Genomic DNA, 26806 nt, shown 5'->3' with positions numbered 1-26806 from the left:
TAATTTCAATTGGCAGCGCAATAATAAATGCTTGGATGTATTGAATGAGAATAATTCCTGTAGAAGACCTAGAAATTACTGAACTGTATGTTGACGCTTGTTACGAGGGCAAGCGTAATGGCAATGCTGGTGATGACCCTCTTCCGCGGCTTCTTAAGGTAGACAGCCAGGGAGGTTTTAGAAAGCGTGGTCGCGTCGCTGGCAAACTTCATATGCTCGTCCTCACATCCAGCATGAATGATCCGGACTGGCCGGATTCGCTTGATCGAGAGACGGGGGTATTCACCTATTACGGTGACAACAAGAAGCCTGGCCGGGAGCTGCATGAGACCGGGCGCCATGGCAATCTTATCCTGAAGCGCATATTTGAGGATTCAAGGGCAGGTTCGGCAGGCCGGCTTGAAGTGCCCCCAATCTTCCTGTTTGCGAGCTCAGGGAACTGGCGTGACGCTATTTTCCTGGGACTGGCAGTACCGGGTGCATCCGATCTGGATGCATCGGAAGAACTTGTGGCCATATGGAGAACAGCGGAAGGCAGTAGATTCCAAAATTATCGCGCACGCTTCACTGTGCTGGATGCCGCCGTGATTTCGCGCGCATGGCTTGATAGCATCATCTCAGGTCGGCGCGATGATAGTCTGGCTCCGGATGCTTGGCGCACGTGGGTCAGCACCGGCAAAAGACGGCCACTGATTGCAACCCGCTCTCTCGAATACAGGAGCCGATCAGAGCAGCTTCCTCGGGACAGCGACGGCGAGGCGATGATCGCTGCGATAAGGCAACATTTTGTAGGTCGATACACCGCCTTCGAGCATTGTGCGGCTGCGATCGCGCGAATGATGATTCCAGACACGGCAACCCTGGATGTTACTAGGCCATCGCGGGACGGTGGACGCGATGGCATCGGGCAAATGCGGATTGGATATGGGCCAAGCGGGATACTCGTTGATTTTGCTCTCGAAGCAAAATGTTACTCGTTACCCAACGTCGTCGGTGTGAAGGATATGTCCCGGCTGATATCTCGCCTGCGGCATCGGCAATTTGGGGTCCTCGTCACGACAACTTGCGTCGATTTGCAGGCGTACAGGGAGATCAAGGAGGATCAGCACCCGATTGTCGTCATTTCAGCTGCTGACATCGTTGAACTGCTTCGAAGGAACGGTATTGGCACTAAAATCGCCGTGGTGGAGTGGCTTGAACGGGAATTCCCGCACAAAGCTGACTGATCAGCTCGCTTCCGTCGACTGTTCGAGTTCGAGCGTAACAATACCCGCTTCTGCGACGGCTTTTATCGCTTCGAGCGCTGGCTTGGCCTGTTTAGCACTTGGTTTCCTTCGCCAGCCACCCGCCGCATAGCCAGCCAGAGTTCGGCATATACCGGCTACCCTGAAATGAACCAAGCCAGCCTGTTGGCCCTTTTCGGCCACCTCAAGCAGTGTTGCACCATCAAGTTTCATGACCTGCTCGATGCGGTCATAATCAGCGGCTGAGTGGGTGCCCACGGGTGCAAGCGATTGAGCGCCTCCCTCACCTGCATATGACAACTCAGGAGGTAGAGGTTCTGTCAGGGCCGGAAGTTGCTGCTTGATATCTTTCCAGCAATCTTCCTTCTTGTACCATTCGCTGGGATTGCGCTGTCCTGCGGATGTCCGCATGGCCGCATCCATAACGGGCGTCCACTGCTCTATGAGCTGCTCGAGCTGAGGGCTGATGGCCTGCTGTGACCAAATTCGCTTGAAGTCGATCCTGCCACCTGTGCGATGCCCAAGGCCAGCTATAAGATAGGAAGCAATCTGTGAGCGATAAGCCGGCAGCTTCATGCTGCGAATCTTTTTTTCAACGGCGCGATACAAGACGGCTAGGGCAATCAGCCGTTTGAACCATTCTGCGTCGATGGCTGGCGGAGGATTGTCCTTCATGGCCTGCATGAAGTGCTGAAAGTTCTTCTGGCCGCCCAGACATACTCGATGCGGCAGGCCGTCCCAGGCCGTGAGATACCGTGCAACGTCTAGCTTGTTGAGACGCCGCTGTTTTGGTGTCTGGGTCCGGAAGATCTTCTGATCGGTTTTCCGGTAAGATGCCTTCTGTTCGGCGGCGAGATAGGAGCCACGGGCCCGCTCGTAGAACCAGCGCCCTCTTCCGTCCTCAAGCCAGGTATTGTTGGCGAGGGTTTCGAGTTCCTGATGGAACGGATCGTTGGCAGAGAAGTCGGCCAGCTGGATATTGTTCTGGCGGTTTGCCGCTCTCGAAATGGACGAGACCATTTCACTGAGGTCGGCGCCCCCGACTTTGATGATCTTTATCGGCACAGCCACGCCGTCAAGCAGGATGCTTTCTTTGCGACGGGCCCTATGGAGCGAAGCTGTGGTTTGGCCGCCATTTACGATCTGCAGTCCGTTGAGCTTCCTGATAGCTACTGCCCCGGATGCTTCATCGGAGACAAGCTCAAGATCGTCCACGGTCGCGACAATGCCGTTGTTGAACGCAAGGAACATTGCGGGTTGCTCAACGATGGTTCGCCGTAACTCTGCATTCACGCTTTTTCTGCCCCTGAGTCCCAGAAATGCACGAACATTCAACTCGAGCAGACGCGATCCATAACGTTCGTAGACCGTTGACAACACATCGCCTGGGACGACTGCCAGATAGGCCTCGTACTCACCCTTCCCACCCTCGACGTGAAGGCATGGTAGAGGATTGCCTGTCAGGTTCTCGAGATCGACAGATATGTCAGCGCGTGTTTCCCCTTCGCCCAAGATGCGTTGCAGGCGGACAATATCGTAGACTTCATAATCTACTGTGTGGCCGCGCCACTCGGTAGAAGGCTTTATGTTTCCGATGACGCCGTTGGTAAGCAGAACAATACGGATTGCTGTAAGATCGGATGCCTGCGTCTCGATCAGCCGCGCGAGATCACTCGCATCCGTGTTCGAAGGCTCCAGCTGGGATGCGAGTCCGTCAACACAGGCACTTGCGAATCTGAGTGCTCGCTCGAATGTCTTCACTACATCTGGCGTTGGGAGCCGGGCTGGTGGCAACTCAGCGGAGTAGATCGTGGTGAACAGGTCTAGCCGTGATCGCTCTTCGTCAAAGGCATAGCCATCGATGCGATAGGTAGCGTTTCTGATACGGCCTTCCTGATACAGATCGAAGGTGTTTTCGCAGTGGCCGGCGTCTTCCAGGCGTTCGAGAAGGTAGTGCGTGAAAACTTCCTCGGAAAACGGCGCTTCGTCGGTGATGGCCGCTTCGATTTCGTGCTGCACCTCTTCAGCGAATCGCAAAACTGCTTCATCTGTCATGCGGCGGCCCTCCCGCAGAAGGATTCCAGCACCTCATCAAAATCACAAGCTCGCGGGACAATAGCCTGCAGATCAACTACGTAGGTAGCATCGAGCACACCGGCTGGCAGATCGGACCTGACTATCCGGGGAAACTCGTCATCGACATGATAACAATCCAGAGAGCGCAGCTGCACGCGAGGTCGCGTCCGGGCTGTGTTGTCATCGGGCATAAGCCCGCGGCGCAGCAAAGCATTATCCAGAGCGCGCCGAGAACTGTCGTTGGGCAGTTGAGGCAGAATGTCTGCCAGCAGCATTTCAATCGATCGACCGTCCGCCGACTCAATCAAGCGGACATGAAGAAGGTCAAGTTGATCGAGGCCTTCTGTGGCCAACTGATCCACCGATGAAATGCGAATTCGCGATGAGGGTCCGAGGCTCGTCTTCACTTCAAGTGAATGCCCGCGACTGTGGAAGTCATGAAGCCCGTCGTCAGGTGATGCCCAGGTGGTAAAGGTGTCAGAAGCGCGCGCCACCAGACCTTCGAGAACAAAAAGCTCGCCAAGCAGGCCAATTGTCTCTTCCCGTGAAAGGCCGGAATGGCGCTCACGCAGGAAACGACGCCACGCATCCAGACGTGCGAGAAACGCAGGAAGTTCTTCCCCTTGCGCCATGTCAGTGGATGCAGAAATGGCATCGGCACAGAGGGTCGCGAAAAGGTCCATCCTTCTGCTGTCTTCCAATGAGAGGACGAGAAGCGGATCGGGATCACCCGCTGCAACGCTCAGACGCATCCCCCCTACCTCGAACAGCGTTTCGGGGGAAACCTCGGCATCAATGACCAAGCAGGGAGCGTTGTCCGCAGACCTCACGGCAGCAAATGCGTCGAGACCGAGCTCATGCGAGAGCCGCCGCGTACGATATTGTCGTGCTTCCGTAGGTCGGCGCGTGAGCTCCAACCAGGCGTCTTCGAGTGCTTCCTGCCAGTCCGCACTCATGACTGCTCTTCTCGCTGGCGAACCGTGTTTTCCAGGTATGTGCGGCGACGTGCTGTTTGGCTGTCGGGAAAACTGATCACAACGCCGATCACCGGCCTCTCTGTCGCGATACCTGCAATCACCGGATCGAGGGGGTAAACAATCAAAAGACCGTTCTGAGGGCGCTTCCCTCTGACTGACCGGACACTTGGACCCGCGGGTCGATCTGTCGGATCCTTGCCTACAGCTTTGCGTTGTCTGTTGGTTTCTTCGAGCGCAATGTCAAAATCCTCATCACTCAGATCAATGGCTTCATCAAAAGGACTGAGTATCGAACGAACGATGTAGCGATCTGGCGTTGTATCTCGATCCTTGCGAGGTGTTCGTTCCACGCTTCCAAGTCTGTGGCCGCCGATGCTAATTTCCGTCCCATCTGCTCCTGGGACAAATACCGTCCAGTCGGTCAGTTCGTTTTCGCCAATCTGAGCTTGAACATATTTCGCGAGCCGATCGCCTTCGATGTGAAGGTTCTCCGGTGGAAAAGAGAGATGAGACAGAAATTCGGCCACGTCCTTGCCGGGCACGCTTGACCACAGGATGCCCTTGGCTGTTCCGCGCTTTGGCCCTGGTCTCACGGGCGAGTGCTTGCCAGAACCCAGACCCTCAATGAATGAATCAGCGACATCAGCATTTCGCTCTACAATCTTCGTGTCGCGAAACAAGACGGTCTGAATCTTCCCTTCACCCGCGTAGCTAACCTGACGTTGCGCGGCGTGTCGCTGCTTGGTTGGCGCCGTTACGTTGAGAATGCTGTGATCTTCGACACGCAGACCGTATTGTTTGGGGGTCGCGCCCGTCATTCGCATGTGAATGAACTCGGACTTGAGGTCCTTGTTCGCGGTTGCAATGTGACGGAACCAGTCTTCCATGTCGGGGGTGGTGTAGAGTCTGCAAAGATCAGAATATCCGCGCCTGTACCCGAACCATCGCCCCATTTGCAGGAGGCTGTCGTACTGTCTGGCAATTCGAAGGAAGTAGCTGGTAGTCAGACCTTCGAGCGTCAGACCTCGTGAAAGCTTGTCGCCCCCGATGGCAATCAGCGACCGGCCCGTTTCCATGTACGAATCGTAATCGATATCGGTCTTTGATTTCCCGTTGGCCGTGAGAACTTCGATTTTGTCTGCGCTGTCAGCCAGGCAATCGCGAACTTCGTCCCAGCTTGTCTGAATCGTCTGGCGGCCGAAGACGGTGCCTTTTATCAGCTCTGATGTCGGTTCAAAGTCTTCTGTCCAGATACGGTGCAGGCGATCGAGTGTGTCGGAATCGCCGCCGGAGATCAGAGCGCGGACAGCCAAAAGATAAAGTTCGACTTGCCGGTGAACGGCCTCGTGAACGTCTACATACCGTGAGACATGCACCAGCATCGAGTTGTGAACGCGAGCCTGACCCCGCGCTGCGCGGGCGGCACAGGCTATGATGAAGGTGTCGATGGCGCGTTCCAGGCTGGGCGGAATGACATCCCGATCCTGGTAGCTTGGACGCAGATACTTGTCATGCCGGTCCGGTATCCAGCCCTCGTCTGTCTGATCAACCAGACGGATTAGAGGTAGCCCGCTGTCATTGCCATCGTCGTTCGTGCCAAAGACGGCTTCAGGCCCGAAATAGTCATCAGGTGGGGTTAGAGAGACAATGAACGTAGAGGGAAAGAGGTCGGCACCATATTCCTCCGCACTGCGCTCATCATGAACGAGGATGTTGGCAAACGGCGTTGCAGTGTAAGCAACGTATGCCGATCTACCGAAGGCGCTCAACAGTTTGCGAATCTCGCCGTTGATGCGCTTCGGATCATAGTCTTCATCAAAGGTGCCATCCTCAAGCAGTGGCTGATCACCGGTATCCACGGACGCTTGGTCCGCTTCATCATCAATCACGAGAAGCGGTGCAGCGCGCGATTGGTCCGGAAGACGCCTGATCCAGCGATTGAGGTTTTTCAGGACGCTGCCATTCTTCTTCACAACGAGCAGAAAGGGCTGGCTCATGGGCGCAAAATGGGTCTGGTCAGCGATTTTCTGATTAAAGTCGCCCTTCATGGATGCATTGGTGAGGCTATCCACGATCAGGCTCGGGTCTATCTGCCCAACGCCGACCGGAATGCGTCTGCCGCTCTCGGTGATATGAGCCGGATCGGTATCAAACCCGAGAAAATCGGATTCCAGCCGCTTTTGTGTCTGCAATCTGAGAATGTTGTGCATACCGGCAAGCACGATGATTACGCGATAACCGGCATCGACAGCACGGTTGATCACACCTGCATAGTGTGCGGTCTTGCCGGATTGAACGTCGCCGACGACGAGGCCTCGCCAGTCCCACGGTCCATCGCGGCTGGGATCATCAATCAGTTCAAGGACCTGGGCTGTGCTGTTGCGCAGCGCCTCGATCGATTCAATGGGCCAGCTGCTTTCCTCCAATTTCTGGAGATAGCGCGTCATAAAGGGTCCGGGGACACGAAGGTCCCCCACATACCAGTTGGGAGGACGAAGCATATCCTTGTTTGTCAGAGCGATCGATGGCCCCTGCTCCACGACAAACAGCGTTTCAAGAATCCGTATTGCTTGTGCCACTTCCTTCGCTGGCAGCTCGCTCCCGGTCATGCTGGCGAGTACCGGAACGTAGGCAGTCACGACCTTCTCTATTGCTGGACGATCAACAGATTCGCCCGGCTGCGCCTGGAGGAGCTGCCGAGCCTGATTCACCAGTATGGAAATACGGTCTGTGCTCATGCTGCGGCCTCCAGTCTTCTGGTAAGCCGTTCACGCAATTCGGGTTGCTGTTCCGGCAGATTGCAAAGAAGGAGCTCAACCCGCTCGGGGATAGGCATGGTAACCGGCAACAGAGTTGAGAGGCTCGCAAGCTGAGAGACGAGCTCCTCCAGCTGTTCGGAGCCCAGCTCTGGCGGGACCGAACCCTCTGATTCCGAAGTGTCCAGCCAGATACGTTCAATCGGCACAGATCGCTCAATGACCGTCAAAAGCGCATCGAGCAATTTCGGGTCGTTGTTCGCACGTGACTTGAAGCCGACGACGGCGGGGTGTTCACGATTGATCCTGTATCGTGTGCCGGTCGCGTCCTGATATCCCAGCCAGACCGGGACAGGTTCAGTCGTTTGCCGCGTCCTTTTTGGGCCACGCCCCCGCCAGGCAAAGACTTCACGCGCCTGTTCGCGGGCGCGGGCAGCGATTGCAGTAAGCCTCGCACGAACAACCCCGGGCGGCCTAGCCTGTGATTTTCGAACATCTATGCGCCAGTCCGTATCCATATCGATCGGCAGATCAATCCGGATGCGAGCCAGCCTACTTGATTGCTCCCGCGTCCAGGCGCGTATGCCGCCGAGGCCAAGCCAGCTGCCGGGCACGAGAAGGCGCTTGCCACGATAGACGTAGAAACCCTGGCGCGCGCCCCACCCTCCGGGTCCACCTGCTGCTTCATATTCTGAGTCGTTAGAAAACCTGTCTCGGTGAGGCAGGACGTACGGCTTTATTCTAAATGCAGAGCCGCCGAACCGTATCGTTTCTTCGCGCATCTCGGTCGTGGCCGGATTGACGGTCAGAAACGGGTCCCAAGGCTTAACCGCACGTCCGTTGATATTGATATACAGGCGGCGGGCGTCGCCCCCGAGAAATCGGTGAAACACCATGCCGATATGCGCTCTGATGTCCTGGACCTTGATATAGAAAGACTCCTTGTCCAGGCCCATCAGTCCGCCAAGAGCATCCATGCGGTCCCAGATGACGATCGTTCCCTGCATCTGTGCCAGCAGCCGCGCCACGTATGGATGCTCGGGGAGAGGGTCCGGAACAGGGGCAACCCACCCCTGTTCGGTAATGACATCCACATCAAGGACCAGAGCGCTGGTCTCTCCCGAGTGCCGGGTGACCACAGTTACTCGCCGGCACTGGGAGAGCGATGCAGACTTCAGCCCCATGCCAAACCGACCGAGATCAGAGTCGTCCCGAACTGCTTCCGGGCCAACGCCTCCCAACCGCAAGGCGTCGGAAAGCTCGCGGTCTGTCAGACCACGACCATTGTCCAGGATGGCAACGCAGGGGTTGCCTTCGTTCCATTGGATGTCGAGCTCAATGGCTTCGGCGCCGGCAGCAATACTGTTGTCGATGAGATCGGAAAGTGCGGTTTCAGGAGAATACCCAAGTCCGCGGACAGACTTGATCAGCGCAGGAGCGGAGGGTGTGATTTCTACGGCCCGTGCGAAAGCCATGAGCTAGGCCGCCCGCCGTTTGCTTACCCCTTTTGCAGCCGAACTCGCTTCGTCAATCTGACTTTTGAGAATGCGCGCTACGGCAAGGCCAAGCAGAGGAGGAACGGCATTGCCTATCTGCCGAAAGGCCGCATTCATGGCCCCCGCAAAGTAGAATCCGTCCGGGAATGATTGAAGACGGGCAGCTTCGCGCACGGATACCGTACGGGCCTGCCGACTATCGTAATGGATATGAGAGTAGGTATCTTTGCCCATATGAGCCGTCAGTGTGCGAGACGGTTTGGATGGGATCAGTTTCCACCACTTGTTCGGAAACTTTTCGGGATCATATGGTGGTACAGTCTCCGCCCAGAGTTGCCGGTAAGCGGCCGAATTTCGTGACCTAGTAGACATCCCCCGCGATGCAAGCGCTTCATCGAACAAGTCTTCAGCGAGGCGGCGGGCATCGGGATAGTCGTCACCGTGTTTCATCTTCGCGAAAATCTGAAAGTCGCGGGGGGTCAACCTTACCAAGTGACCGTTCGTGGCATTCTCGGTCGAGAAGCCGGGCCAGTCCCGCATCTTCTGCGCGTACTCGGATATCCCTCGTTTAAGATCGCGATATGGCAGTGCGTCGCCAAGTCTACGTTTGCGAATGACGCCAGGATTCGTCAGGTGTTCGACAATCCTGGGCAGGTCATCGAGTGCTTCCTTGACGCCAACGGCTCCGGGCAGAGTTATGGACGGTGAATTGATTTCATGGAACCGGCCACTCTCACGATCGACGTGTTTTAGGGCCACTCTCCGCGAACCTTCATAACCTCGCGGCAGATCAAGATAGCGCACGGGATCCGGAAAGCGGGGCTGCTCACCAAGTTCACTTGCGAGCGCAACCACAAACAGGCGTTCCCGGACCTGCGGGACACCAAAATAGGCGGCGTTCAGCAGCGTGTAGCCTGTGACATACCCTGCCTGTTCGAGGGTATCGCAGATTTCCTCCGGGACGTTGTGCCCTCCGAAATTTAGAATATCGGGAACATTTTCGAGCAGTATGATCAGGGGCTGCGTGTCGTTCACATACTCAAGGAATCGCCTGTAGAGCGAAGCCCGCGGGTCTTTTTGAAATGCGTCGTGGGCACCGCCGGATACCGAGCGAAGTTTGGAGCGCCCAATTCTTGCGAACGCCTGGCACGGCAAACCAGCGGCAAGAACATCAAATGACTCGACCGCTGACGTCTCGAAGCCAAGATCGCCCACCAGCTGATCAGCTGAGCACTTTTCCATGTCTCGCGGTGCCATCCATGGGTCGCCCGGACTACGACCCTGTCCAAAATTCATGGCGTAGCTCGCCGCGGCTTCGGGATCGGATTCGATATGGGCGGTCAGTTCAAATCCGGCTTCTTTCAGGCTGAGTGATAATCCTCCGCAACCTGAGCAGATTTCGAGCAGCCTCGGCGCGACGCCAGTGCGTAGCCGCGCTAATTTGTTCTGCCGAATTCGCTGCCTGTCTGCGGGAATCATGCGATTAAAGATGCCCTCAGTTTGTCTTGCAAACCACCAAAATCTCTTGTCTCGCATTCCCAGATAACCATGACGCGCCAGCCCATCTGTTTAAGCTCCTCCCTGACCCGTCTGTCGCGAGCCACGTTACTTTCAAATTTTTTATTCCAGAAATCCGTATTTGATTTCGGAATATAACAATACTTACACTTTTCATGTCGATGCCAATAGCATCCATGAACAAATACTACTGTATTTTTCCGCACAAATACAAGGTCCGGGGTGCCCGGCAGATCGGTTCGATGCAGCCTGTACCTGAGCCCCAGCCCGTGTGCGGCCTTCCGCACAAGCAACTCTGGCTTGGTGTGCTTCCCTCTTATTCCGCTCATAATTCTCGAGCGAATGTCTGGTGTGACGATATCCACGAAACGGTTCATGTTCGATAGTATCTGATCTGAGTGCAATGATTCCTAACATAACCAAACGTCTTCGGCGCAGAAACGATCAGCGCGTCGGTTCGACTATGAATAATCCTGCACAGCTCACCCGAGCACGCCAATAAGCTGCGCGTCGTCCAGCGGCGGGACGCTTGCGGCATCCAATCGCCGGACGGTTGGCCATGGGGGACGCAGGGAAACTCGGAGGCTCCGGCCCACGTGGTGATGGGACGGCTGGACGTTCTCCCATGGACCGGCGCTTGTGGAGAGGGAAATCTATGGATCCGGCGCGTGGGTGCAGGTAGAGTGAAATCTCCCGCGAGTGGTCGAAGGGCGATACGATTGCATGGCGCGGTCTGGGTTCGATGCCCATGATCCGCCAAGAGGCCGGAGGGGATGCAACGGGGAACGCGCAGCGGGTTCCCCTTGCCAAGATGTGTGGTCATACCACACACATCTTGCGGAAGATGCGAAGCATCCCGTTTATCAGATCAACCGCTGATCAAATGCAACCAGTTTGGTGATCATAGCGGTTCGACAGATGATCAGTCGTTCAACACAAAATAAATTTGCATAACACTTGCAGTTTTTGCCAACATGCCATTTCAATCTTTGAAAGCAGGTATGTTTGGAGAATAGAAGGCTCATTAATTTCAGTGTTTGTGCAAAAGGAGAGTTGCTCATAGAGGTGCCCGAAGGTCACAGATTGGTCGTTCAAGAGGCGGGGGATAACCACCTACGAATCTCGACCAGTCCCTCCATCCTTGCCCATATCACTACTGACCGTGCGGAAGAATTTGCGAAAGCTACAAAAATCGGCACTGTTATGCATGATGGAACGATATATGGCGGCATATCGCCAACTGCCAATCTACCGTTTTTCATCCCGTCTAAAGAGCACTATCCGCCACTTCGCGTCAGGAAGATGGCAAAGTTTATAGCCGATGCAGATTGCCATGGGCGTACTGACTGGCAACTCGCTTCCTATGAAGAAGTCGAGCATCTACTTAGGAACCAACATCTCACCGGTTTGGACTCGGTCTTCGACCAGAGAAAACGGACGTATCGTGTCATCGACAAGCACGGGATTTACCAGGCTATTAGGGTGGTCGGCGGACAAGTTGACCAAGCCACCTCAGGCTCTGATCCAAGACGTTTTGTAATGGTCCGTTACGGCAGCCCCACGCCGCAAATCTGACACCAAGACCTACTCTGCACTGTGCTGAAAGAACTTGCTTAAATCATTGCGAAAGATGCGAAGCATCCCGTTCATACAAATTGTGAGATTAGGGCCTGAACATCACGCTTAGCGTTAGGATACTCCACTCTACGTCAGTGACCTCCAAGTAATCGACGAGATCATCGAAGGCTTGCAGGTCAACACTGTGGTGTGAGTCCACTGACTGAACCAGCGGCAAAACGATTTGGATAGGCGCAAAAATGAAAGCGAAGTCATGTCGCCCGTCCTCGTACTCTTCCGAGAGAAATACGGGCTCATCAGTTTTCTGCAATGGCAGGAACCTAAAAGCTTCATCCGATGGAATGTAGGGGTCGAACCCATTAATGGGCATTAGCATCCAAGCGGGCCCCCTGCTTTTCTGGATAGCCAAAACTGGTCCAGAAAGCATCGCTTCGAACTTGAAGCGGAACCATTGATGCTGCTGCACAAGCGTTTTGGATAATGGGTTCCGCGGAACTAACTGAACGGACTCAGTGCGAGGGGCCGACTTAGCGGCCTTTATGAAGTCCTCGGCCTCTTTTGATAACGGGAACGAAGGACGATTGGCTCCTTTATCTGGTTCGTCGGGTGCGCGCTCGGGGCGTGGGCGTCGAGGCGAGGAGCGGTCGGGCGGCGGCGGGACGACCTCAATATCGACACCAGAATTGGTGCCTCTGAGATACAAGAACTTCAGCCATCGATTGGGGTCGAGACTCTTGTTTGCTAGCTTCGGCGTAGCGACACGTTGCGGACCACTAGCCATCGAGTGCTGGGATTGGTCAGTTTTGCGTCCGTGACGTTTAGGCTCAATTCCACGCACTTCGTCCAGAATGCGCCTGGCAACGGCTGGATCACGTTTTTCTAACCATCTCCAAATCAGGTTCAGTTTAACACGGTCCAGCTTGCCTCTCGAAAGCCCTTCCATATCTAAGTCATAGGCTCTTGGGCGCGTGGCACTACTCGCACCAGACATTTCTTCATAGATGCCGTCGAGAAAAGGTTTCCAATCGAGGCCGTAGTAGCCAACATGCCTTTTGATTGGCTCGTAGAACAGCTTGCACTGTTCGAGGGTGGCGTCTCGCCAGTCAAACATCAGTGCCAACTCCCAAGAAAATCCCAACCGCCTGACGCAAGAATCCCGAGGACTACACTTTTCGTCACGGGTACAATTAGGGCGGCTCTCGCTTACGGAAATACGAAGATTTTCTTGGAAAAAGTCTTTGCATCTTTCGAACAATATAGTGTAATGTTCACTAATTGTTCTTTTTCAAAGAGGAGTCACACAACACGCAATAAAGGAGAAATATGATGGCTGATGAACATTACCCGCCCGAACCACACCCAGATGCGGCTACGCCGCTGCCCAGCACGAGCTTCGACCCCGATGAGTATCGGGAGCATCTCGCCGAGTTTGATATGACCAAAGAGCAGGAGGACGAGTTCCTGGAGTCGCTTTGGTGCATTACCCAATCGTTTGTCGATTTAGCATTCGGGATGGACCCAGTTCAGCTAGTCTCCCGTGAGATAGACGCAGGAGGCAGTGATGAAGCTAAGTAATGAACCAGCACAATATCTCATCTATGCCCGCGTCTCAGACATCAAACAGGCGACCGATGGTGACGGGCTGGAAAGCCAAAAACACCGCTGCCAGAAATATGTTGAGCAGAAAGGTGGCATAGTCGCCGCTACCTTCTCCGATGTCTTCACTGGTGGCGGCAATTATAAGAACCGTTCGGGCGTTATGGAGATGCTCGATTACATCGATGCGCATCCGAAAAAGCGATACATTCTGTGTTTCGATGACACCAAGAGGTTCGCGCGGGACACGGAGTTCTTTCTCAAGCTCTTCCGCGAGTTGGGTGATCGAGGCGTTGTCCTCGAGTGCCTGAATTTTAAAATCGATAACTCGCCAGAGGGCATTTTCATCCTGACGATGATCGTGGCCCAGGGTGAGCTGGAGCGTAAGCAAAACCAGCGGCAGGTCGTTCAGAAGATGACCGCCCGGCTTGAGCAGGGCCATTGGACCTTTCACGCGCCCGCTGGCTACAAGTTTATTCGGTCCAGCCAAGGCGGGAAGGTGATGGTTCGTGATGAACCGCTGGCAACCTTTATCGCCGACGTTCTCAATCGCTTTGCAAATGGCTCGCTGCAAACTCAGGCAGAGGTTAAGCGAGAGTTGGAAACCAACCCCCTCTTCCCGAAATCACCGCGAGGAGAGGTTTACGCCTATCGCGTCACCCGGATTCTCACCCAGCCCATCTACGCTGGCTATGTTCACATGCCCAGCTGGGACATTCCCTTGCGGGAGGGCCAGCATGAACCCCTGATCGATTGGAAGACATTCCAACGCAATAAAGAACGGTTGGCGACCGGTGGTCATGCGCCTGCTCGCAAAAACATCAGCAAAGACTTCCCCCTGCGCGGGCATGTTGAATGTGGTGATTGCGGTAGCGCCCTCACCTCCTGCTATTCACAGAGCAAAACCGGGAAACGTCACCCCTACTACCGCTGCCACAACAAGAACTGCGTCAGCTACGCCAAATCCATTCGCAAGGATAAGCTCGAAGGCGAGTTTGAGGCGCTTCTGCTGTCACTCAATCCTGCACCAAAGCTGTTCGCTTTGGCCTTTGAGCTATTTAAGGATGGCTGGGAGGGACGCCTCTCGCACCAGCAAGTTATTCGGGATCGGTTGCGAGCATCGATGAGAGAGAAGGACAAGCAGATTCAATCGCTGCTGGACCGGATCACAAAGTCAGAGAACGACTCCGTCATCGACGCCTATGAGCAGCGTATTTCAGCCCTGGAAGAGGATAGGCGCGGCATTGCTGCGGAGATCACCAGGATCGAGCAGCCAAGAGGGAGCTTCCGAGAGTTGTTTGAACTCGCCTGCGAATTCCTCTCAAACCCTTGGAAACTTTGGGATTCTGGCAATCTGCTCCTGCAGCGGACGGTACTGAAACTGGCCTTTGCAGGACGTGTTGCCTATCACAGGGAGAACGGCTTTTTGAACCCCAAATTGTCCTTACCGTTCAAGCTCTTAGAGACGATTCCGGCCCGGAATTTGGAGATGGTGGGCCTGGAGGGACTCGAACCCCCAACCAAGCGGTTATGAGCCGCCGGCTCTAACCAATTGAGCTACAGGCCCTGTAGCGTGTCAGCCGTGCGACCTGCATACCGCGCCCAGCCCAAAGGTCAATCCAAAGTGGGCAAGCACGGCCTCATTGGCGCCGCATTCCAAGCGCCCTAAGCCAAGCTCGTCATTCCACCCAACAACCTTGGACCACCGATGTCATTTGCATCTTCCCGCCTGTTGCTTGCTTTCTCATTCATTGCGTTCGTCCTAACCCTTGGTGCCGTTGCCAAAACCGCGGTCGCTGAAGAAATGCCATTTGAGCCGCTCGCCGAGGCCACGATAACAGTTACCGGCCATGGCACGCTGAACGCTGAGCCCGACATTGCTGTTGTCAATGCTGGCGCGGTCACCGAGGCACGCACTGCCCGTGAGGCGCTTGATGCCAACACCAAAATCATGGCCGACACATTTGCCGCTTTGCAGGCAATGGGTGTCGAAGAGCGCGACATGCAAACCAGCCGACTGACGGTTGAACCGCGCTACACCTATTTCGATAGCTCCAATGGAGAACGTCGGCCACCACGCATCGACGGCTACACCGTGTCCAACCAATTGACCGTTCGCGTGCGTGATCTAACCATCATTGGCGAAGCGCTAGATGCCCTAATCACGGCTGGCGTGAACCAGATGGGTGGTCTTTCTTTTGCCGTTGATGAGCCAGATGCCCTCTTCGCAGAGGCGCGCCAAGCCGCGGTCGCCGATGCGATGGCACAAGCTGAAATGCTGACAGAGGCCGCAGGCGTGTCGCTGGGCCGTGTTATCTCCATCAGTCAAAACCAAGCACGCCAACAACCGCCACAGCCACAAATGGCGCGCATGGCGATGGCCATGGAATCAGCAGATGCAATCCCAGTTGCTACGGGCGAACAAGAGCTCAGAACAACCGTCAGCATCACATGGGCGATCGACAACGGCTCAAACTGAAAATCGCTGGTACAGCGCTGGTCGCAACAGTTTGCTATCGACCAGTGCTGTTAGCAAAAGTTGTCGTTAGCAGAACCTTAAGCAAGTCAAACAATTTGCCCGCCGGCACCACCGTCTCTGTTTACCTCTTCCGACTACGTTAGGTTCGGATTTGAGTGCGGAGTCGAACTATGTCCATCCTTCCCAAGTGGACCAGCCATTTCAAAAGCTTTGTTTGTGATCAACGCGGTGTCGTTGCCATCATTTTTGGCATCGCGGCAATTCCCATCATGGGGATGGTGGGCGCAAGCTTGGATTATAGCCGCGCTGCCAACGTCAAAAGCCAACTTCAAGATGCGCTCGACGGGGCGATCCTAACCGCTGCTCACGAACGCCAGCTAAGCGACGCCCAACTTGAGGCGGCCATTCGCACGCAAATCGAAGCCATGATCAGTGGAGCGCATGGCGCCAATTCCCTCACGCTGAACATTCGGCGTTCTCCTGACGACGAAACTCTGATGGACATAGACGCATCAATGCAAGTCGGCACCACCATACTCGACATTATGGGTATTGAATCGATCACGGTTGGTGCGAACGCCGCTGTGGGCGTTGACTTTCGCTCACTCGAAGTAGCGCTGGTTTTGGACAACACCGGATCAATGCGATCCTCCGGCCGCATTGCGAGCCTCCGCGAAGCAGCGTCAGACTTTGTCGACGTCGTCACTGAGGATGGCGAGTCCGACAATGTCAAAATAGCGCTCGTCCCCTACACCGCACAGGTTAACATCGGCAATGGCGCATCGATGGAGCAGTATCTTGATCGTGACGGCTTGTCGCAACACCATGCACAGCTGATCGAAGGTCAGGTTATCGCACGCCAATCCGGTGGAAGCTGCGTTCCACGTATCAGCGGCGTAGACGCACCAGCAGGCTCAGATGTCCAGTTTGCAAGTTCGGACGCGTCATCTGATCGTTTGGCCGTGCCGGGTTTTGCCTCTCTAAGCTTCTTGGACGCTTACGGCGATGTGTTGCGTGAACTGGTTGGCGTGAGTGTAGCGCTTGCACAGACCGTGACGCCCTACGAGTACGTGGTTCAAGGCGGTTGCATCTATAATCCCACGCAAATCAGCCATTGGCAGCTTTACCAACAGATGGAAGACGTCGCGTGGAAAGGCTGCGTTGAAGCACGCCCTGAGCCCTTTGACGTGGACGACACACCACCAGACGACAACAACGCCGACACGCTTTGGGTACCAGGCTTTTGGATCGATGACTCCGGGTGGAGCAGCACCAACAATTGGCTTTCTGATCGCGAGCCATCAGGGGCCAGCTTCCATCAAAATGGTCAACATTACAGCGTATACAAATATGCCAGCTCGGACGGGCACAGTGTGGATGAAATTCCCAACACAACCCGCGGTCCCGCGCAAAACTGCGGCGATCCCATTGTACCGCTGACCGACAACTTCACGATGCTGCAAGATCGCATCGACGACATGACCTATTGGCGTGGCGGCGGTACGGTAACCGCTCAAGGCGTTGTTTGGGGGTGGCGCACACTTTCACCCGGACATCCCTTCACAGAAGGTGAGCCCTATGATGAGGTCACCAAAGTCATGGTGGTGATGACGGATGGTCGCAACGAACTTGTTAGCTCCAGCAACAGTGCTTTGGGTTCGCACTACTCCGCTTACGGCCATCTGGCCACCGGTCGCTTTCCGTCTCAATCGGTCAACGGCGCACGTCAATACATCGACACGCGCACACTGGCCGCCTGCGCAAACGCTAAGGCAGCAGGCATCATCGTCTACACTGTGACGTTCGGCTTGGATTCCTCCTCGCGTGCCATGTGGGATACATGTGCCTCGGAGACCAGCATGGCGTATCATGTCAACTCGTCGTCTGAGTTGGTAGGCGCTTTCAACGAGATTGCCGACTCCGTCGGTGAGCTACGCCTCACGCGGTAGCACCCACGAACCGACAACGAAAAACGAAAAAGGCTCGCCAAGGTTATCAGCTTGGCGAGCCTTTTTCATGAAGTTGGATAGGCCCCGATCAGTTGAAAACAGCGGCGCCTTGCTCGTCGATCACTTGCTTGGCCTTCATCACAGCAAACTCAGAAGCTTGGTCGGCTGAGGCAAAAAGGTCAGCACGGATCACCGTTGCACGCCGAGCATCCTCGGCCTCGCTCTCCACAATGAAAGCACGCAGCCGGTACTGGCCACCTTCGGCCATAGGTGACGCTTCGATGATGAAGTCCTTGTAGGTCTCACGCGACGTGGCCTTTGCGCCACCGCCTGAGCCTTCACCGCCGCCAAAAAGCTTTTTGAAAAACGACATGGCAGGCCTCTAGCTGTCCAAGAACGAACGCAGTTTGCGCGAGCGGCTTGGGTGCTTCAGTTTACGCAACGCTTTGGCCTCAATCTGGCGAATACGTTCGCGGGTCACCGAGAATTGCTGGCCGACCTCTTCCAGCGTGTGGTCGGTGTTCATGCCAATGCCAAAGCGCATACGCAGCACGCGCTCTTCGCGCGGTGTGAGCGATGCCAGCACGCGCGTTGTGGTCTCGCGCAAGTTCGACTGGATGGCCGCATCAATCGGCAGAACAGCATTCTTATCCTCGATGAAATCACCCAGATGGCTGTCCTCTTCATCGCCAACAGGCGTCTCCAGAGAGATCGGCTCCTTGGCGATTTTCAGAACCTTGCGCACTTTCTCCAGTGGCATGGCCAGTTTTTCAGATAGCTCTTCAGGTGTCGGCTCACGGCCAATCTCATGCAGCATCTGGCGGGAGGTCCGCACGATCTTATTGATCGTTTCGATCATGTGCACCGGAATACGAATGGTGCGCGCCTGATCGGCGATAGAACGGGTGATCGCCTGACGGATCCACCAAGTGGCATAAGTGGAGAACTTGTAACCACGCCGATACTCAAACTTATCGACCGCCTTCATCAGGCCGATATTGCCTTCCTGGATAAGATCGAGGAACTGCAAACCGCGATTGGTATACTTCTTCGCAATCGAAATCACCAAGCGCAGATTGGCTTCCACCATCTCCTTCTTAGCGATGGCGGCCTCGCGCTCACCCTTCTGCACCTTGTTCACGATGCGGCGAAACTCCGGCACATCGAGACCTGCCTGTGTGGCCAACTCACGAATATCACCGCGCAGTTCTTTCACCGCTTCTTTTTCTTCGGCGATAAACGGCTTCCAACCACGTCCTGCCAAATTGGCAACACGGCGCACCCAGTTTGGATCAAGTTCTGATCCCTGATGCGTCTTCAAGAACTCTGTCCGGTCAACGCCATAGCTTTCGGCAAGACGCAGCAGACGGCTTTCCATCGACACCAAGTTGCGGTTGATCGCGTAGAGTTGCTCGACCAGCGCTTCAATACGGTTGTTGTTGAGCTGCAAGCTCTTCACCGCTTTGATGGTATCGTTTTTTAAGCCTTCCAGACGACGCTCTTGGCTCGGCGTCAAAGACGAGCCTGCTTTGCCGTCGAGGTTTACATCCTGGAGCTTGGAGAGCTTGGTGTAGTTGTTGGCAATCTCATCGAAAACGCCGACGACCTTCGGCTTCAGTTCTGCTTCCATCGCCGAGAGTGAGAGATTGATATCATCCTCATCATCCTCATCGTCCTCATCTGGATTGTCGCTGTTCTCACCATCAGGCGCATCATCATTGGCTGCCGTTGGTGCTGACGAACTTGGTGCCGGCGCGTTTGGCCCACCCGGACGATTGTGCGTCGGGTTTGTTGGTGGAGGCGGCTGAATGCCTTTGCCTTCAGGGTCGGCATACGTCGCTTCCAAATCGATGATGTCGCGAAGGAGGACTTTCTCCTCATTCAGCTCATCACGCCAAATGATGATCGCTTGGAATGTCAGTGGGCTCTCACAAAGACCGGCGATCATTGCTTCGCGGCCAGCTTCGATACGCTTGGCGATCGCAATCTCGCCCTCACGCGAAAGCAATTCCACCGTACCCATTTCGCGCAGATACATCCGTACAGGATCATCCGTGCGGTCGGTCGGCTCGCGCTTGGTGGTGGTAGCAACCGCTTTTGTGGTGGTCTCGGCGACCGCTGTTGATGTGCTCTCAGCAGCTTCTTCAGCTTCCTCAGCCTCAACAACATTGATGCCCATATCATTGAGCATCGCCATCGTGTCTTCAATTTGCTCAGACGCCACCTGGTCTGACGGCAGCACCGCATTCAACTCATCATAGGTGACAAAACCGCGCTTCTTGGCGGCCTTGATCATCTTTTTGACGGATGCATCGTTGAGATCGAGAAGGGGCGCGTCCGCGCCTTCGGTCGAAACTTTGGCTTCAGCCTGTTTTGCAGCCATATAAAAGGCAACTCCTGATCAGGATCGTACAGCGCGGCGCAAGATGCGCGGCAAGCGCCCTGGAAAAATGAACATCTGCTCAAGCAGTGTAATGCGTCAGCGTAAAGCGGCTCTTAACCATCACCAACGTCACGGAGACGCACGATGCCGCATTGATCGTCAAAAACGATCAATTGCTCTGGTTCAGAGGCGCCCTTGTAAAAACAAGTTTGCCGGATGTTGCGCGTTTCTGAGAATGGGGCGCCATGGCGTCTGGTCGGCCCGCGTTGTCGCGTCGGAGGTTATGTAGGCAATTCACGCTTCGACGCAACCACCAAAACCATGCAAAATAGGCGCAAAGGGGAGGTTTTTCGCGCTTTTTGGGCGAAAACCGACGAACAGTTAGCTCGCGCTCTTCACCTTGAGGCTGCGCATGACGCTCGCCTCTTCATCAAGCTGGCGTTCCAACTCATCAATCTTCGCCTGCATAGCCCGCGCTTCATTTTGTATTGCAACCAAGCGCTCCATGGCAGCTTCGGTCAGAGATTGCGGTTCCAGCGTCAATGTTGAAGCTGCTTCGGCATCAATGCAGCGTAGCTCCATTTTTGCGAACAAAAATGAAAACAGCATGCCAATGAAGCGTGGGCTGACATCTTGCTTGAGAATGGGAAACGGCAATGCCTCCAAGCTAACCTCGTCATGGACTCCACCCTCTCCTTGCAAGGCGGCCTCCAAACGTCGCGCCAAAGCTTGGTCTTGGCAGAGCGGAAACACATCAAGATCAGCAAAACGCTGCGCCTCATCAGGATAGCGCTGAGCCAAGGCAAGCAGTTGCGCCTCTGGTGTTTCCAGTTTGGGAGCGCTGCGGGCGTTGGCTCCGGCAAAACCATCTGAGAGGCGATCCCGGCCAGCCGGTCGCGAGCCTTGCGGGTTTTGTGCCTGCCGAAGCGCTCGTCGCATGGCATAGAAGCGATCTTTCAGCGCCTGATCATAGTGCTGGCGCACCGTGGCATCTTCGATGCCTGCAACGAGCCGCGAAAGACCGGTTTGGAACGCAGCCATCCGCTCTGGCGTTGAGACATCAAGCGTCGCCGTTTCGCGCGCCCACAGCGCTTCAATCAGCGGCAAGGCCCCTCCAAGCTCGGCTTCAAACGCATCGGCACCGCGTTGGCCAACAAAATCGTCCGGGTCCATACCTTTGGGCAGAAACAGAAAGCGCAAGCTCTTGCCCGGCTTGAGCATTGGTAAGGCACGATCAATAGCGCGATGCGCAGCGCGCTCCCCTGCCCCATCACCGTCAAAACAAATGATCGGCTCATCGGTAAACCGCCACATCAGCGCGATCTGCTCCTCACCCATAGCCGTGCCGAGTGAGGCCACAACCTCCTGGAAGCCAGCACGATGCAGGGCAATAGCGTCCATGTACCCTTCCACCACGATCAAGCGTCCATTCTGGTGCGCTGCCTGGCGCGCGCGCTGCGCGTTGAACAGCATCTCGCGTTTGCGAAAGAGATCAGTCTCCGGCGAGTTCAGATATTTCGGTTCGCCATCGCCGAGAACACGACCGCCAAACCCGACAACCTTGCCCCGTTGGTCCTCAATGGCGACCATCAGTCGACCACGGAAACGATCATAGGGCGAGCGCCCAGCATCTTCCGGCGCAATCACCAAGCCGGTCTCAATCATATCACCAACCGGCACGTCATGGCTTTTCAAAAAACTGATGACACCGTCACGACGGTCGGGCGCAAAACCAATCCGGAAGGTTTTTTGAAGATCGGTGTCCAGTCCCCTCTTTTGTGCATAAGCCAGCGCTTGCTGGCCTTCCGGCGCATGCAAATGGCGCTCGAAATAGGTCGCTGCTAGGTCAAGCACATCGTTGAGTTTCAACTTGGCCTGCTGGCGTCTGGCCGCTTCAGGGTCAGGTGCAGGCAGCGCGAGTCCCGCCTCGCCGGCCAACCGCTCCACTGCTTCGGGGAAACTGAGACCCTCCAGCTCCATCAGGAACCGAAAATGATCCCCAGACGCCTGGCACCCGAAACAGTGATAGCGGCCTTTTCGATCATCAACGTGAAAGGATGGTGTTTTCTCGCCATGGAAGGGACAGCACGCCCAATGATCCCCTTTGGCCGGACGTGACTTACGCCGATCCCAGGAAACCAGCCGCCCGATAACATCAGACAGCGGGATACGATCACGAATGGTCGAAAGAAAACTATCAGAAAAGCGGATCATGGACGCACCTGCCCTGCCCGCGCACGCGACACGTTAACTCGCGGCAGGGGCACACAAATGCTGTTTGGCAACGCTTGAAGCCTTGCAGGCATCGATTTGGCCAGGAAACTGGGCTTTCAACGTGCTCATGATCTTGCCCATGTCGCGCAAGCCTTCGGCGCCCGTTTCGTCGATGGCTTTCACAACAGCTTCGCTCACCTCATCCTCGCTCAACTGGCGCGGCATGAAAGTGCGGATAATCTCGATTTCGTCAGCTTCTTGCTGAGCAAGGTCCAGCCGCCCAGCTTCTTCATAAAGCCGATGCGATTCCTCGCGCTGCTTCACCATTTTGGCCAGCAGGTCCAAGATGCCCTCATCTGACAAGCGCTCCGAGCCATTACTACGCATCGCGATGTCACGGTCCTTGATGGCCGCATTGATCAAACGAAGCGTGCAAGCCTTACGGCTGTCTTGAGCCTTGACGGCATCTTTCAAACTGTCATTGAGCGTATCGCGCATGGGTATCCCATAAGATGTTGAACACGTTGGACTTTCACGAAGCGAGAACCAACGCCGCCGCATCGGCAACAAACTGACACACCAACAAACCTAACGCAGGCGCGGCGTGAAGCAAAGCGGCATTTCCTTTTCCACAGGCCGCACGCATGGTCGACCGACGGTTGATCACGCAGTTTACACAGACGGGCCAGACGCGTAGCACACGCACTAGCCAGCCGAGTTGGCCAAATGGCATTGCATTGTAACGAGCGCGCTGATGTAAGGGCTCGCCAGCAAATTGCAAGCCATGCTTGTAGGGCTCATATGCGCCCCCAATTGTGCCGTATCGACAACAAAGAACAGACCGATGACCACAGAGACTTTGCCACCGATCTCTCCAACACCTGCTGACTGGGCACCGCGCTTGAAGACGGGACGATTGGTTTTGGCCGATGGCAGCGTTTTTGAAGGTTTTGGCTTCGGCGCAACTGGCACAGCGCTCGGTGAGGTATGCTTCAACACGGCGATGACGGGCTACCAGGAAATTCTGACCGACCCATCCTACGCTGGCCAATTCATCACCTTCACCTTTCCGCACATTGGCAATGTCGGCACCAACGCTGAAGATCAAGAACAGCTACCGCCAGGTGAAAACTTCACCGGCGCGCGCGGCCTGATCATTAAGGCCGACATCACCCAACCATCTAATTGGCGGGCTGCTCAGCACTTGGACACATGGCTGAAAGATCGCGGCATCATCGGTCTATGTGGCATCGACACCCGCGCCCTCACCGCCCACATTCGCGAACATGGCATGCCAAATGCTGCCCTGGCACACGCACAGGACGGTGTTTTTGATCTTCCATCTTTGAAAGCGGAGAGCGCTGCTTGGCCGGGTCTGATCGACCAGGATTTGGCGCCGGAGGTCACCACCAACGAGAACGCCAATTGGAGCCAAACCAGTTGGGTGTTTTCTGAAGGCTTTGGCGAAAGCACCGACACCACGCATCACGTTGTGGCCATTGATTTCGGCGTCAAACGCAACATTCTGCGTCTGCTGGCGGACCGCGGCTGCAAGATCACTGTTGTTCCGGCATCCACCAGCGCTGACGACATATTGGCGCTGCAACCTGATGGCGTCTTCTTGTCCAACGGACCCGGCGATCCAGCTGCTACTGGCAGCTATGCGGTCAAAACGATCCAGAAGCTCATGGAAACCGGCATTCCAATCTTCGGCATTTGTTTGGGGCACCAGATTCTGGCACTGGCTCTTGGGGCAACGACCACGAAAATGCACCAGGGCCATCATGGGGCCAACCACCCGGTCATGGACTACACCACCGGCAAGGTGGAAGTAACATCCATGAACCATGGCTTTGCTGTCGATGGCGACACCCTGCCGGACACGGTTGAGGCAACCCACACGTCTCTGTTTGACGGATCAAATTGTGGTTTGCGCCACAAAACACTGCCGGTGTTCTCGGTGCAGCACCACCCCGAAGCGTCTCCGGGGCCGCGTGACAGTCACTATCTGTTTGACAGGTTCATCGACCACATGGCGACCCGCTGACCGGGCGGGGATCGAGCCGGTATGACTAGAGCGACGTCAGGCCGTCGATAACGCGGCTTGTCTCGTTGATTTGCTCATTGATTGTGTCACGGCGAACCGTCAGCAACTCACGCTGGCGCTCACACAGGGTGCGAACAGCTTTTGCGCGTTCCCCATCGGTCAGATCACTTTCAACCAACTCGACCAACTCGCCAATCTCGTCCAGGCCAAGCCCCATAGCTTTGCCTTTCAGCACAAGCCGCAAACGGGCACGACAGGCTTCGTTGTAAAAGCGTCGATTGCCAATCCGTCGTGGCTCTAACAAGCCTTTTGACTCGTAGAAGCGAAGTGTTCGCATGGTCACACCAAACGCTTCGGCAGTCTGCGAGATGGATTGTTCAGACAAATCCACCGAGTCAGGGTGAACAGCGCCTGCAACACTCCCAGACGCCATTTCGGCGGACGCACTTACCACATACGACGTGTCAGAAAACCAACGCATGCCGGACTCTCCAAGTTTCAAAGCATTACAATCGACCCAACGAAGGACTTTCACCCATCTCTATCAGAAGATGTAGCGCACGAGTTCACAACGTGAAGGGTCTTTTTTCGGAAGGATGTCTTACGGGTACGTTTGCAACGCCGCTTTTCCGAAGACGTCAAAAACTTGTCCCCTGCGTCAGGCCAAGTATTGACCCAAAGTATATAAGTACTCGCGATCTTATACCGCTTGGGCGCGAACCTGCCTTGGCGGACGACCAAACCAGCGCTTGCACGCCCGTGTTAGGTTGGCCTGGTTGGCGAAACCCAAACGGTAAGCGATCTCGCCCATCGGCAGTTTGGTCTGTACCAAAAACTCCTCGGCAAGCCTCTGGCGCGCCTCATCGGTCAGCCTTTGATACGTCGTTCCCAAATCATCAAGCCGACGTTGCAAACTTCGTGGGCTGAGCCCCAGTCGGCGCGCCGTTTCATTCATATTAGGGCCTTCATCAACCAGGTGATGCATGATGTCTTCACGGGCACGGATAGACAAATCATCAGGGATACGACGCTCCGCCATCATCCGATCAGCAAGCGCCAAAGCAACCTCATGGGCGTGGTGATCAGTGCGCACGTTGGGCAGATCCAAATCCGACCGCCGCAGTACAATCCGATTCAGAGGCGCATCAAACACGACTTGGGCACGAAGAGCTTCACGATATGGGCGCAGATCATTGGGTCGTGCGCGTTGCAGATGCACTTCAAGCGGTACCCAGTTGGCACCAAACAGGTCTCGCATGTGCGTCAGAAACATGCGGGCTCCGCGGTCGCACATCACATCGCGTGCAACAATGAGCGGTGAATAAGCCCAATCAAAGAACACCCGCTCGTCGCCCACAGTGGTCGAAGCAAAAGAAACATCAGCGTAGAGCCGCATGTACCGGCAAAGCACCTGCAAAGCCACATCAAGCGTGGGAGCGCTGACAACTGCGTTACCAAAAACGCCGAGCGAACTCAGATGCAGCGGATTGGCAACATCTAGGCCTATCGCCTCATTGTCCAACAAACGGCCAAACTGACGGATCAGTTTGGCAAAGCGGCTCATGCTGATGAAGCTGTCAAAGGCATCGATCCGCACATCATCAAGGCCAAACCTGGCCATCTCCTGCGCGATCACCTCATCGCTGAGGCCTTGCGCTTTGCCGTACTCCACCAAGCTTGCAAGCGCACGCGCGTGGATCAGAAAACGGTCAGCCTCGTCCGTGGTTTTGACTGTTTCATCTGCCGATTGACGAGAAGCGGCTGCAGACGTGCGCAAGCCGTCTTTGGTTTTGCCGTCAAGCGACGAGAATACGTCGTCAACCATATAACAACCACGCGATTACGCTGATGCCCCCAGCAGAAATCTATGCTGAGATAAATATACGGCATCCAGAGACAATTCCCAAGCCCAGCGCCTGGCCATTGTTGGAATGTGCGACATTCACCTCCTTGTCTTCGCAAATGCGACGCGATAGCTATCGAAACGTTAACAACGACAGCTTGCACATGATCCAACCTGTTGCCTCACCCAACCCGCTGGATGCTTTTTCGGCAGCCTGGCACGCGTGCTTTGACGCGACTGCTTTGCCCACTCTCACTGACTTGAAAGATCGTGGGGCGCCGCTTGACGACCCAGGTTTTGCAATGCTGGGGCGCTCTGACATTCAACAGCGGGAGAAAAGCAAACCTGCCTTTCGTGTGCTTGAAATCGGTCCAGGTCACGGTCAATGGTCGAGCGACATCCAAGCTGGGCAATTGCTGGACGAGTTCGTCCATCCGGCACACCTGCAATCGCTAACATCACTGTACCAACGCCTCTGCGACGAGCAGACGCTGCATCGCTGGCGCTGCACAAGCATGGCGCGCAACGCCGCACCGGTCAGCTACACGCGGGTCTTGGCCCCCATTGCCGATGATGTCGGCGACGGTCGATGCCTGGCTGGGATTTGGACGTGGCACCTTCCAAGAGCAAAAGACGCAGTTGCCGCCTGA

The 26806-nt window shown here is 55.5% G+C and carries 21 protein-coding genes and 1 tRNA gene; 8 read left to right on the top strand and 14 right to left on the bottom strand.

Features of this window, described 5'->3' with window-relative positions; translation table 11 throughout:
- Positions 1–44: 44 nt before the first annotated feature.
- Positions 45–1226: a restriction endonuclease gene (locus tag ABWH92_RS10265; RefSeq protein ID WP_375568034.1), complete on the top strand. Its 1182-nt coding sequence runs from the start codon at positions 45–47 to the stop codon at positions 1224–1226.
- On the opposite strand, the gene ABWH92_RS10260 is transcribed toward ABWH92_RS10265, so the two are convergent.
- The 6 genes from ABWH92_RS10260 to ABWH92_RS10235 are packed head-to-tail and all read right to left on the bottom strand — an operon-like array spanning position 1227 to position 10444.
- Entirely contained in the window at positions 1227–3299 is a 2073-nt protein-coding gene (locus tag ABWH92_RS10260; protein ID WP_375568032.1) for an AIPR family protein, read from the bottom strand. It lies immediately after the preceding gene.
- Positions 3296–4276 carry a PD-(D/E)XK motif protein gene (locus ABWH92_RS10255; RefSeq protein WP_375568030.1) on the bottom strand — a complete coding sequence of 327 codons (981 nt, stop codon included), beginning with the start codon at positions 4274–4276 and terminating at the stop codon, positions 3296–3298. The genes ABWH92_RS10260 and ABWH92_RS10255 overlap by 4 nt, the downstream gene beginning before the upstream one ends.
- Entirely contained in the window at positions 4273–7035 is a 2763-nt protein-coding gene (locus ABWH92_RS10250) for a Z1 domain-containing protein (protein WP_375568028.1), read from the bottom strand. Before ABWH92_RS10250 ends, ABWH92_RS10255 begins: the two co-directional genes overlap by 4 nt.
- Positions 7032–8528 (bottom strand): ATP-binding protein, encoded by a 1497-nt coding sequence (locus tag ABWH92_RS10245; RefSeq protein ID WP_375568026.1) that lies wholly within the window; start codon positions 8526–8528, stop codon positions 7032–7034. The genes ABWH92_RS10250 and ABWH92_RS10245 overlap by 4 nt, the downstream gene beginning before the upstream one ends.
- 3 nt (positions 8529–8531) lie before the next feature.
- The gene (locus tag ABWH92_RS10240; protein ID WP_375568024.1) at positions 8532–10028 is read right to left on the bottom strand and encodes a DNA cytosine methyltransferase; all 1497 of its coding nucleotides are present in this window, start codon (positions 10026–10028) and stop codon (positions 8532–8534) included.
- The gene (locus tag ABWH92_RS10235; RefSeq protein WP_375568022.1) at positions 10025–10444 is read right to left on the bottom strand and encodes a very short patch repair endonuclease; all 420 of its coding nucleotides are present in this window, start codon (positions 10442–10444) and stop codon (positions 10025–10027) included. The genes ABWH92_RS10240 and ABWH92_RS10235 overlap by 4 nt, the downstream gene beginning before the upstream one ends.
- A 706-nt stretch (positions 10445–11150) precedes the next feature.
- On the opposite strand from ABWH92_RS10235, the gene ABWH92_RS10230 reads away from it, so the two are divergent.
- Positions 11151–11642, top strand: coding sequence for a hypothetical protein (locus ABWH92_RS10230; protein WP_375568021.1), 492 nt, complete (start codon positions 11151–11153; stop codon positions 11640–11642).
- Between the two features lie 88 nt (positions 11643–11730).
- Here the strand turns inward: ABWH92_RS10230 and ABWH92_RS10225 are convergent, their stop codons facing one another.
- Positions 11731–12756: a hypothetical protein gene (locus ABWH92_RS10225; RefSeq protein WP_375568019.1), complete on the bottom strand. Its 1026-nt coding sequence runs from the start codon at positions 12754–12756 to the stop codon at positions 11731–11733.
- 212 nt (positions 12757–12968) lie between these two features.
- Between ABWH92_RS10225 and ABWH92_RS10220 the strand changes: the two genes are divergently transcribed.
- The gene (locus ABWH92_RS10220) at positions 12969–13220 is read left to right on the top strand and encodes a hypothetical protein (protein WP_375568017.1); all 252 of its coding nucleotides are present in this window, start codon (positions 12969–12971) and stop codon (positions 13218–13220) included.
- The gene (locus ABWH92_RS10215) at positions 13207–14775 is read left to right on the top strand and encodes a recombinase family protein (RefSeq protein WP_375574232.1); all 1569 of its coding nucleotides are present in this window, start codon (positions 13207–13209) and stop codon (positions 14773–14775) included. Before ABWH92_RS10220 ends, ABWH92_RS10215 begins: the two co-directional genes overlap by 14 nt.
- On the opposite strand, the gene ABWH92_RS10210 is transcribed toward ABWH92_RS10215, so the two are convergent.
- Positions 14732–14808: transfer RNA gene (locus tag ABWH92_RS10210), tRNA-Ile, on the bottom strand. The two genes, ABWH92_RS10215 and ABWH92_RS10210, sit on opposite strands and share 44 nt — an antisense overlap.
- Positions 14809–14949: 141 nt before the next feature.
- On the opposite strand from ABWH92_RS10210, the gene ABWH92_RS10205 reads away from it, so the two are divergent.
- Both ABWH92_RS10205 and ABWH92_RS10200 read left to right on the top strand, forming a co-directional pair.
- Positions 14950–15720, top strand: a complete 771-nt coding sequence (locus ABWH92_RS10205; protein WP_375568015.1) for an SIMPL domain-containing protein — start codon at positions 14950–14952, stop codon at positions 15718–15720.
- Positions 15721–15890: 170 nt separating this feature from the next.
- Complete coding sequence (locus tag ABWH92_RS10200; RefSeq protein WP_375568014.1) at positions 15891–17669, top strand: pilus assembly protein TadG-related protein; 1779 nt, start codon at positions 15891–15893, stop codon at positions 17667–17669.
- Between the two features lie 88 nt (positions 17670–17757).
- On the opposite strand, the gene ABWH92_RS10195 is transcribed toward ABWH92_RS10200, so the two are convergent.
- From ABWH92_RS10195 to ABWH92_RS10180, 4 genes are all read right to left on the bottom strand, one after another.
- A complete protein-coding gene (locus ABWH92_RS10195) occupies positions 17758–18042 on the bottom strand; it encodes an HlyU family transcriptional regulator (protein WP_375568012.1) in 285 nt (94 codons plus the stop codon).
- 9 nt (positions 18043–18051) lie between these two features.
- Positions 18052–20052 (bottom strand): RNA polymerase sigma factor RpoD, encoded by a 2001-nt coding sequence (gene rpoD / locus ABWH92_RS10190; protein ID WP_375568010.1) that lies wholly within the window; start codon positions 20050–20052, stop codon positions 18052–18054.
- A gap of 381 nt (positions 20053–20433) precedes the next feature.
- Positions 20434–22266, bottom strand: coding sequence for a DNA primase (gene dnaG, locus ABWH92_RS10185; protein WP_375568008.1), 1833 nt, complete (start codon positions 22264–22266; stop codon positions 20434–20436).
- Between the two features lie 33 nt (positions 22267–22299).
- Positions 22300–22764 (bottom strand): GatB/YqeY domain-containing protein, encoded by a 465-nt coding sequence (locus ABWH92_RS10180; RefSeq protein WP_375568006.1) that lies wholly within the window; start codon positions 22762–22764, stop codon positions 22300–22302.
- A gap of 346 nt (positions 22765–23110) precedes the next feature.
- Between ABWH92_RS10180 and carA the strand changes: the two genes are divergently transcribed.
- The gene (carA, locus tag ABWH92_RS10175; RefSeq protein WP_375568004.1) at positions 23111–24313 is read left to right on the top strand and encodes a glutamine-hydrolyzing carbamoyl-phosphate synthase small subunit; all 1203 of its coding nucleotides are present in this window, start codon (positions 23111–23113) and stop codon (positions 24311–24313) included.
- 25 nt (positions 24314–24338) lie between these two features.
- Here the strand turns inward: carA and ABWH92_RS10170 are convergent, their stop codons facing one another.
- Positions 24339–24794, bottom strand: coding sequence for a MerR family transcriptional regulator (locus ABWH92_RS10170; protein ID WP_375568002.1), 456 nt, complete (start codon positions 24792–24794; stop codon positions 24339–24341).
- A 219-nt stretch (positions 24795–25013) separates the two neighbouring features.
- A complete protein-coding gene (locus ABWH92_RS10165) occupies positions 25014–26138 on the bottom strand; it encodes an AraC family transcriptional regulator (protein ID WP_375568000.1) in 1125 nt (374 codons plus the stop codon).
- 182 nt (positions 26139–26320) lie between these two features.
- Between ABWH92_RS10165 and ABWH92_RS10160 the strand changes: the two genes are divergently transcribed.
- Positions 26321–26806: a hypothetical protein gene (locus tag ABWH92_RS10160; RefSeq protein WP_375567998.1), complete on the top strand. Its 486-nt coding sequence runs from the start codon at positions 26321–26323 to the stop codon at positions 26804–26806.

The organism is Ahrensia marina, assembly GCF_042140245.1.
GTDB lineage: Bacteria > Pseudomonadota > Alphaproteobacteria > Rhizobiales > MH13 > MH13.
Note: the sequence above shows the minus strand (reverse complement) of the source record. Positions and strands in the feature narration are given on the sequence as shown.

Coding starts and splice junctions, on each gene's coding strand:
- ABWH92_RS10245 (WP_375568026.1), bottom strand. CDS start 8,528: ATGGCTTTCGCACGGGCCGTAGAAATCACACCCTCCGCTCCTGCGCTG.
- ABWH92_RS10180 (WP_375568006.1), bottom strand. CDS start 22,764: ATGCGCGATACGCTCAATGACAGTTTGAAAGATGCCGTCAAGGCTCAA.
- ABWH92_RS10205 (WP_375568015.1), top strand. CDS start 14,950: ATGTCATTTGCATCTTCCCGCCTGTTGCTTGCTTTCTCATTCATTGCG.
- ABWH92_RS10160 (WP_375567998.1), top strand. CDS start 26,321: ATGATCCAACCTGTTGCCTCACCCAACCCGCTGGATGCTTTTTCGGCA.
- ABWH92_RS10265 (WP_375568034.1), top strand. CDS start 45: ATGAGAATAATTCCTGTAGAAGACCTAGAAATTACTGAACTGTATGTT.
- carA (WP_375568004.1), top strand. CDS start 23,111: ATGACCACAGAGACTTTGCCACCGATCTCTCCAACACCTGCTGACTGG.
- ABWH92_RS10250 (WP_375568028.1), bottom strand. CDS start 7,035: ATGAGCACAGACCGTATTTCCATACTGGTGAATCAGGCTCGGCAGCTC.
- ABWH92_RS10215 (WP_375574232.1), top strand. CDS start 13,207: ATGAAGCTAAGTAATGAACCAGCACAATATCTCATCTATGCCCGCGTC.
- ABWH92_RS10220 (WP_375568017.1), top strand. CDS start 12,969: ATGATGGCTGATGAACATTACCCGCCCGAACCACACCCAGATGCGGCT.
- ABWH92_RS10260 (WP_375568032.1), bottom strand. CDS start 3,299: ATGACAGATGAAGCAGTTTTGCGATTCGCTGAAGAGGTGCAGCACGAA.
- ABWH92_RS10255 (WP_375568030.1), bottom strand. CDS start 4,276: ATGAGTGCGGACTGGCAGGAAGCACTCGAAGACGCCTGGTTGGAGCTC.
- rpoD (WP_375568010.1), bottom strand. CDS start 20,052: ATGGCTGCAAAACAGGCTGAAGCCAAAGTTTCGACCGAAGGCGCGGAC.
- ABWH92_RS10200 (WP_375568014.1), top strand. CDS start 15,891: ATGTCCATCCTTCCCAAGTGGACCAGCCATTTCAAAAGCTTTGTTTGT.
- ABWH92_RS10235 (WP_375568022.1), bottom strand. CDS start 10,444: ATGAACCGTTTCGTGGATATCGTCACACCAGACATTCGCTCGAGAATT.
- ABWH92_RS10165 (WP_375568000.1), bottom strand. CDS start 26,138: ATGGTTGACGACGTATTCTCGTCGCTTGACGGCAAAACCAAAGACGGC.
- ABWH92_RS10240 (WP_375568024.1), bottom strand. CDS start 10,028: ATGATTCCCGCAGACAGGCAGCGAATTCGGCAGAACAAATTAGCGCGG.
- dnaG (WP_375568008.1), bottom strand. CDS start 22,266: ATGATCCGCTTTTCTGATAGTTTTCTTTCGACCATTCGTGATCGTATC.
- ABWH92_RS10170 (WP_375568002.1), bottom strand. CDS start 24,794: ATGCGTTGGTTTTCTGACACGTCGTATGTGGTAAGTGCGTCCGCCGAA.
- ABWH92_RS10195 (WP_375568012.1), bottom strand. CDS start 18,042: ATGTCGTTTTTCAAAAAGCTTTTTGGCGGCGGTGAAGGCTCAGGCGGT.
- ABWH92_RS10225 (WP_375568019.1), bottom strand. CDS start 12,756: ATGTTTGACTGGCGAGACGCCACCCTCGAACAGTGCAAGCTGTTCTAC.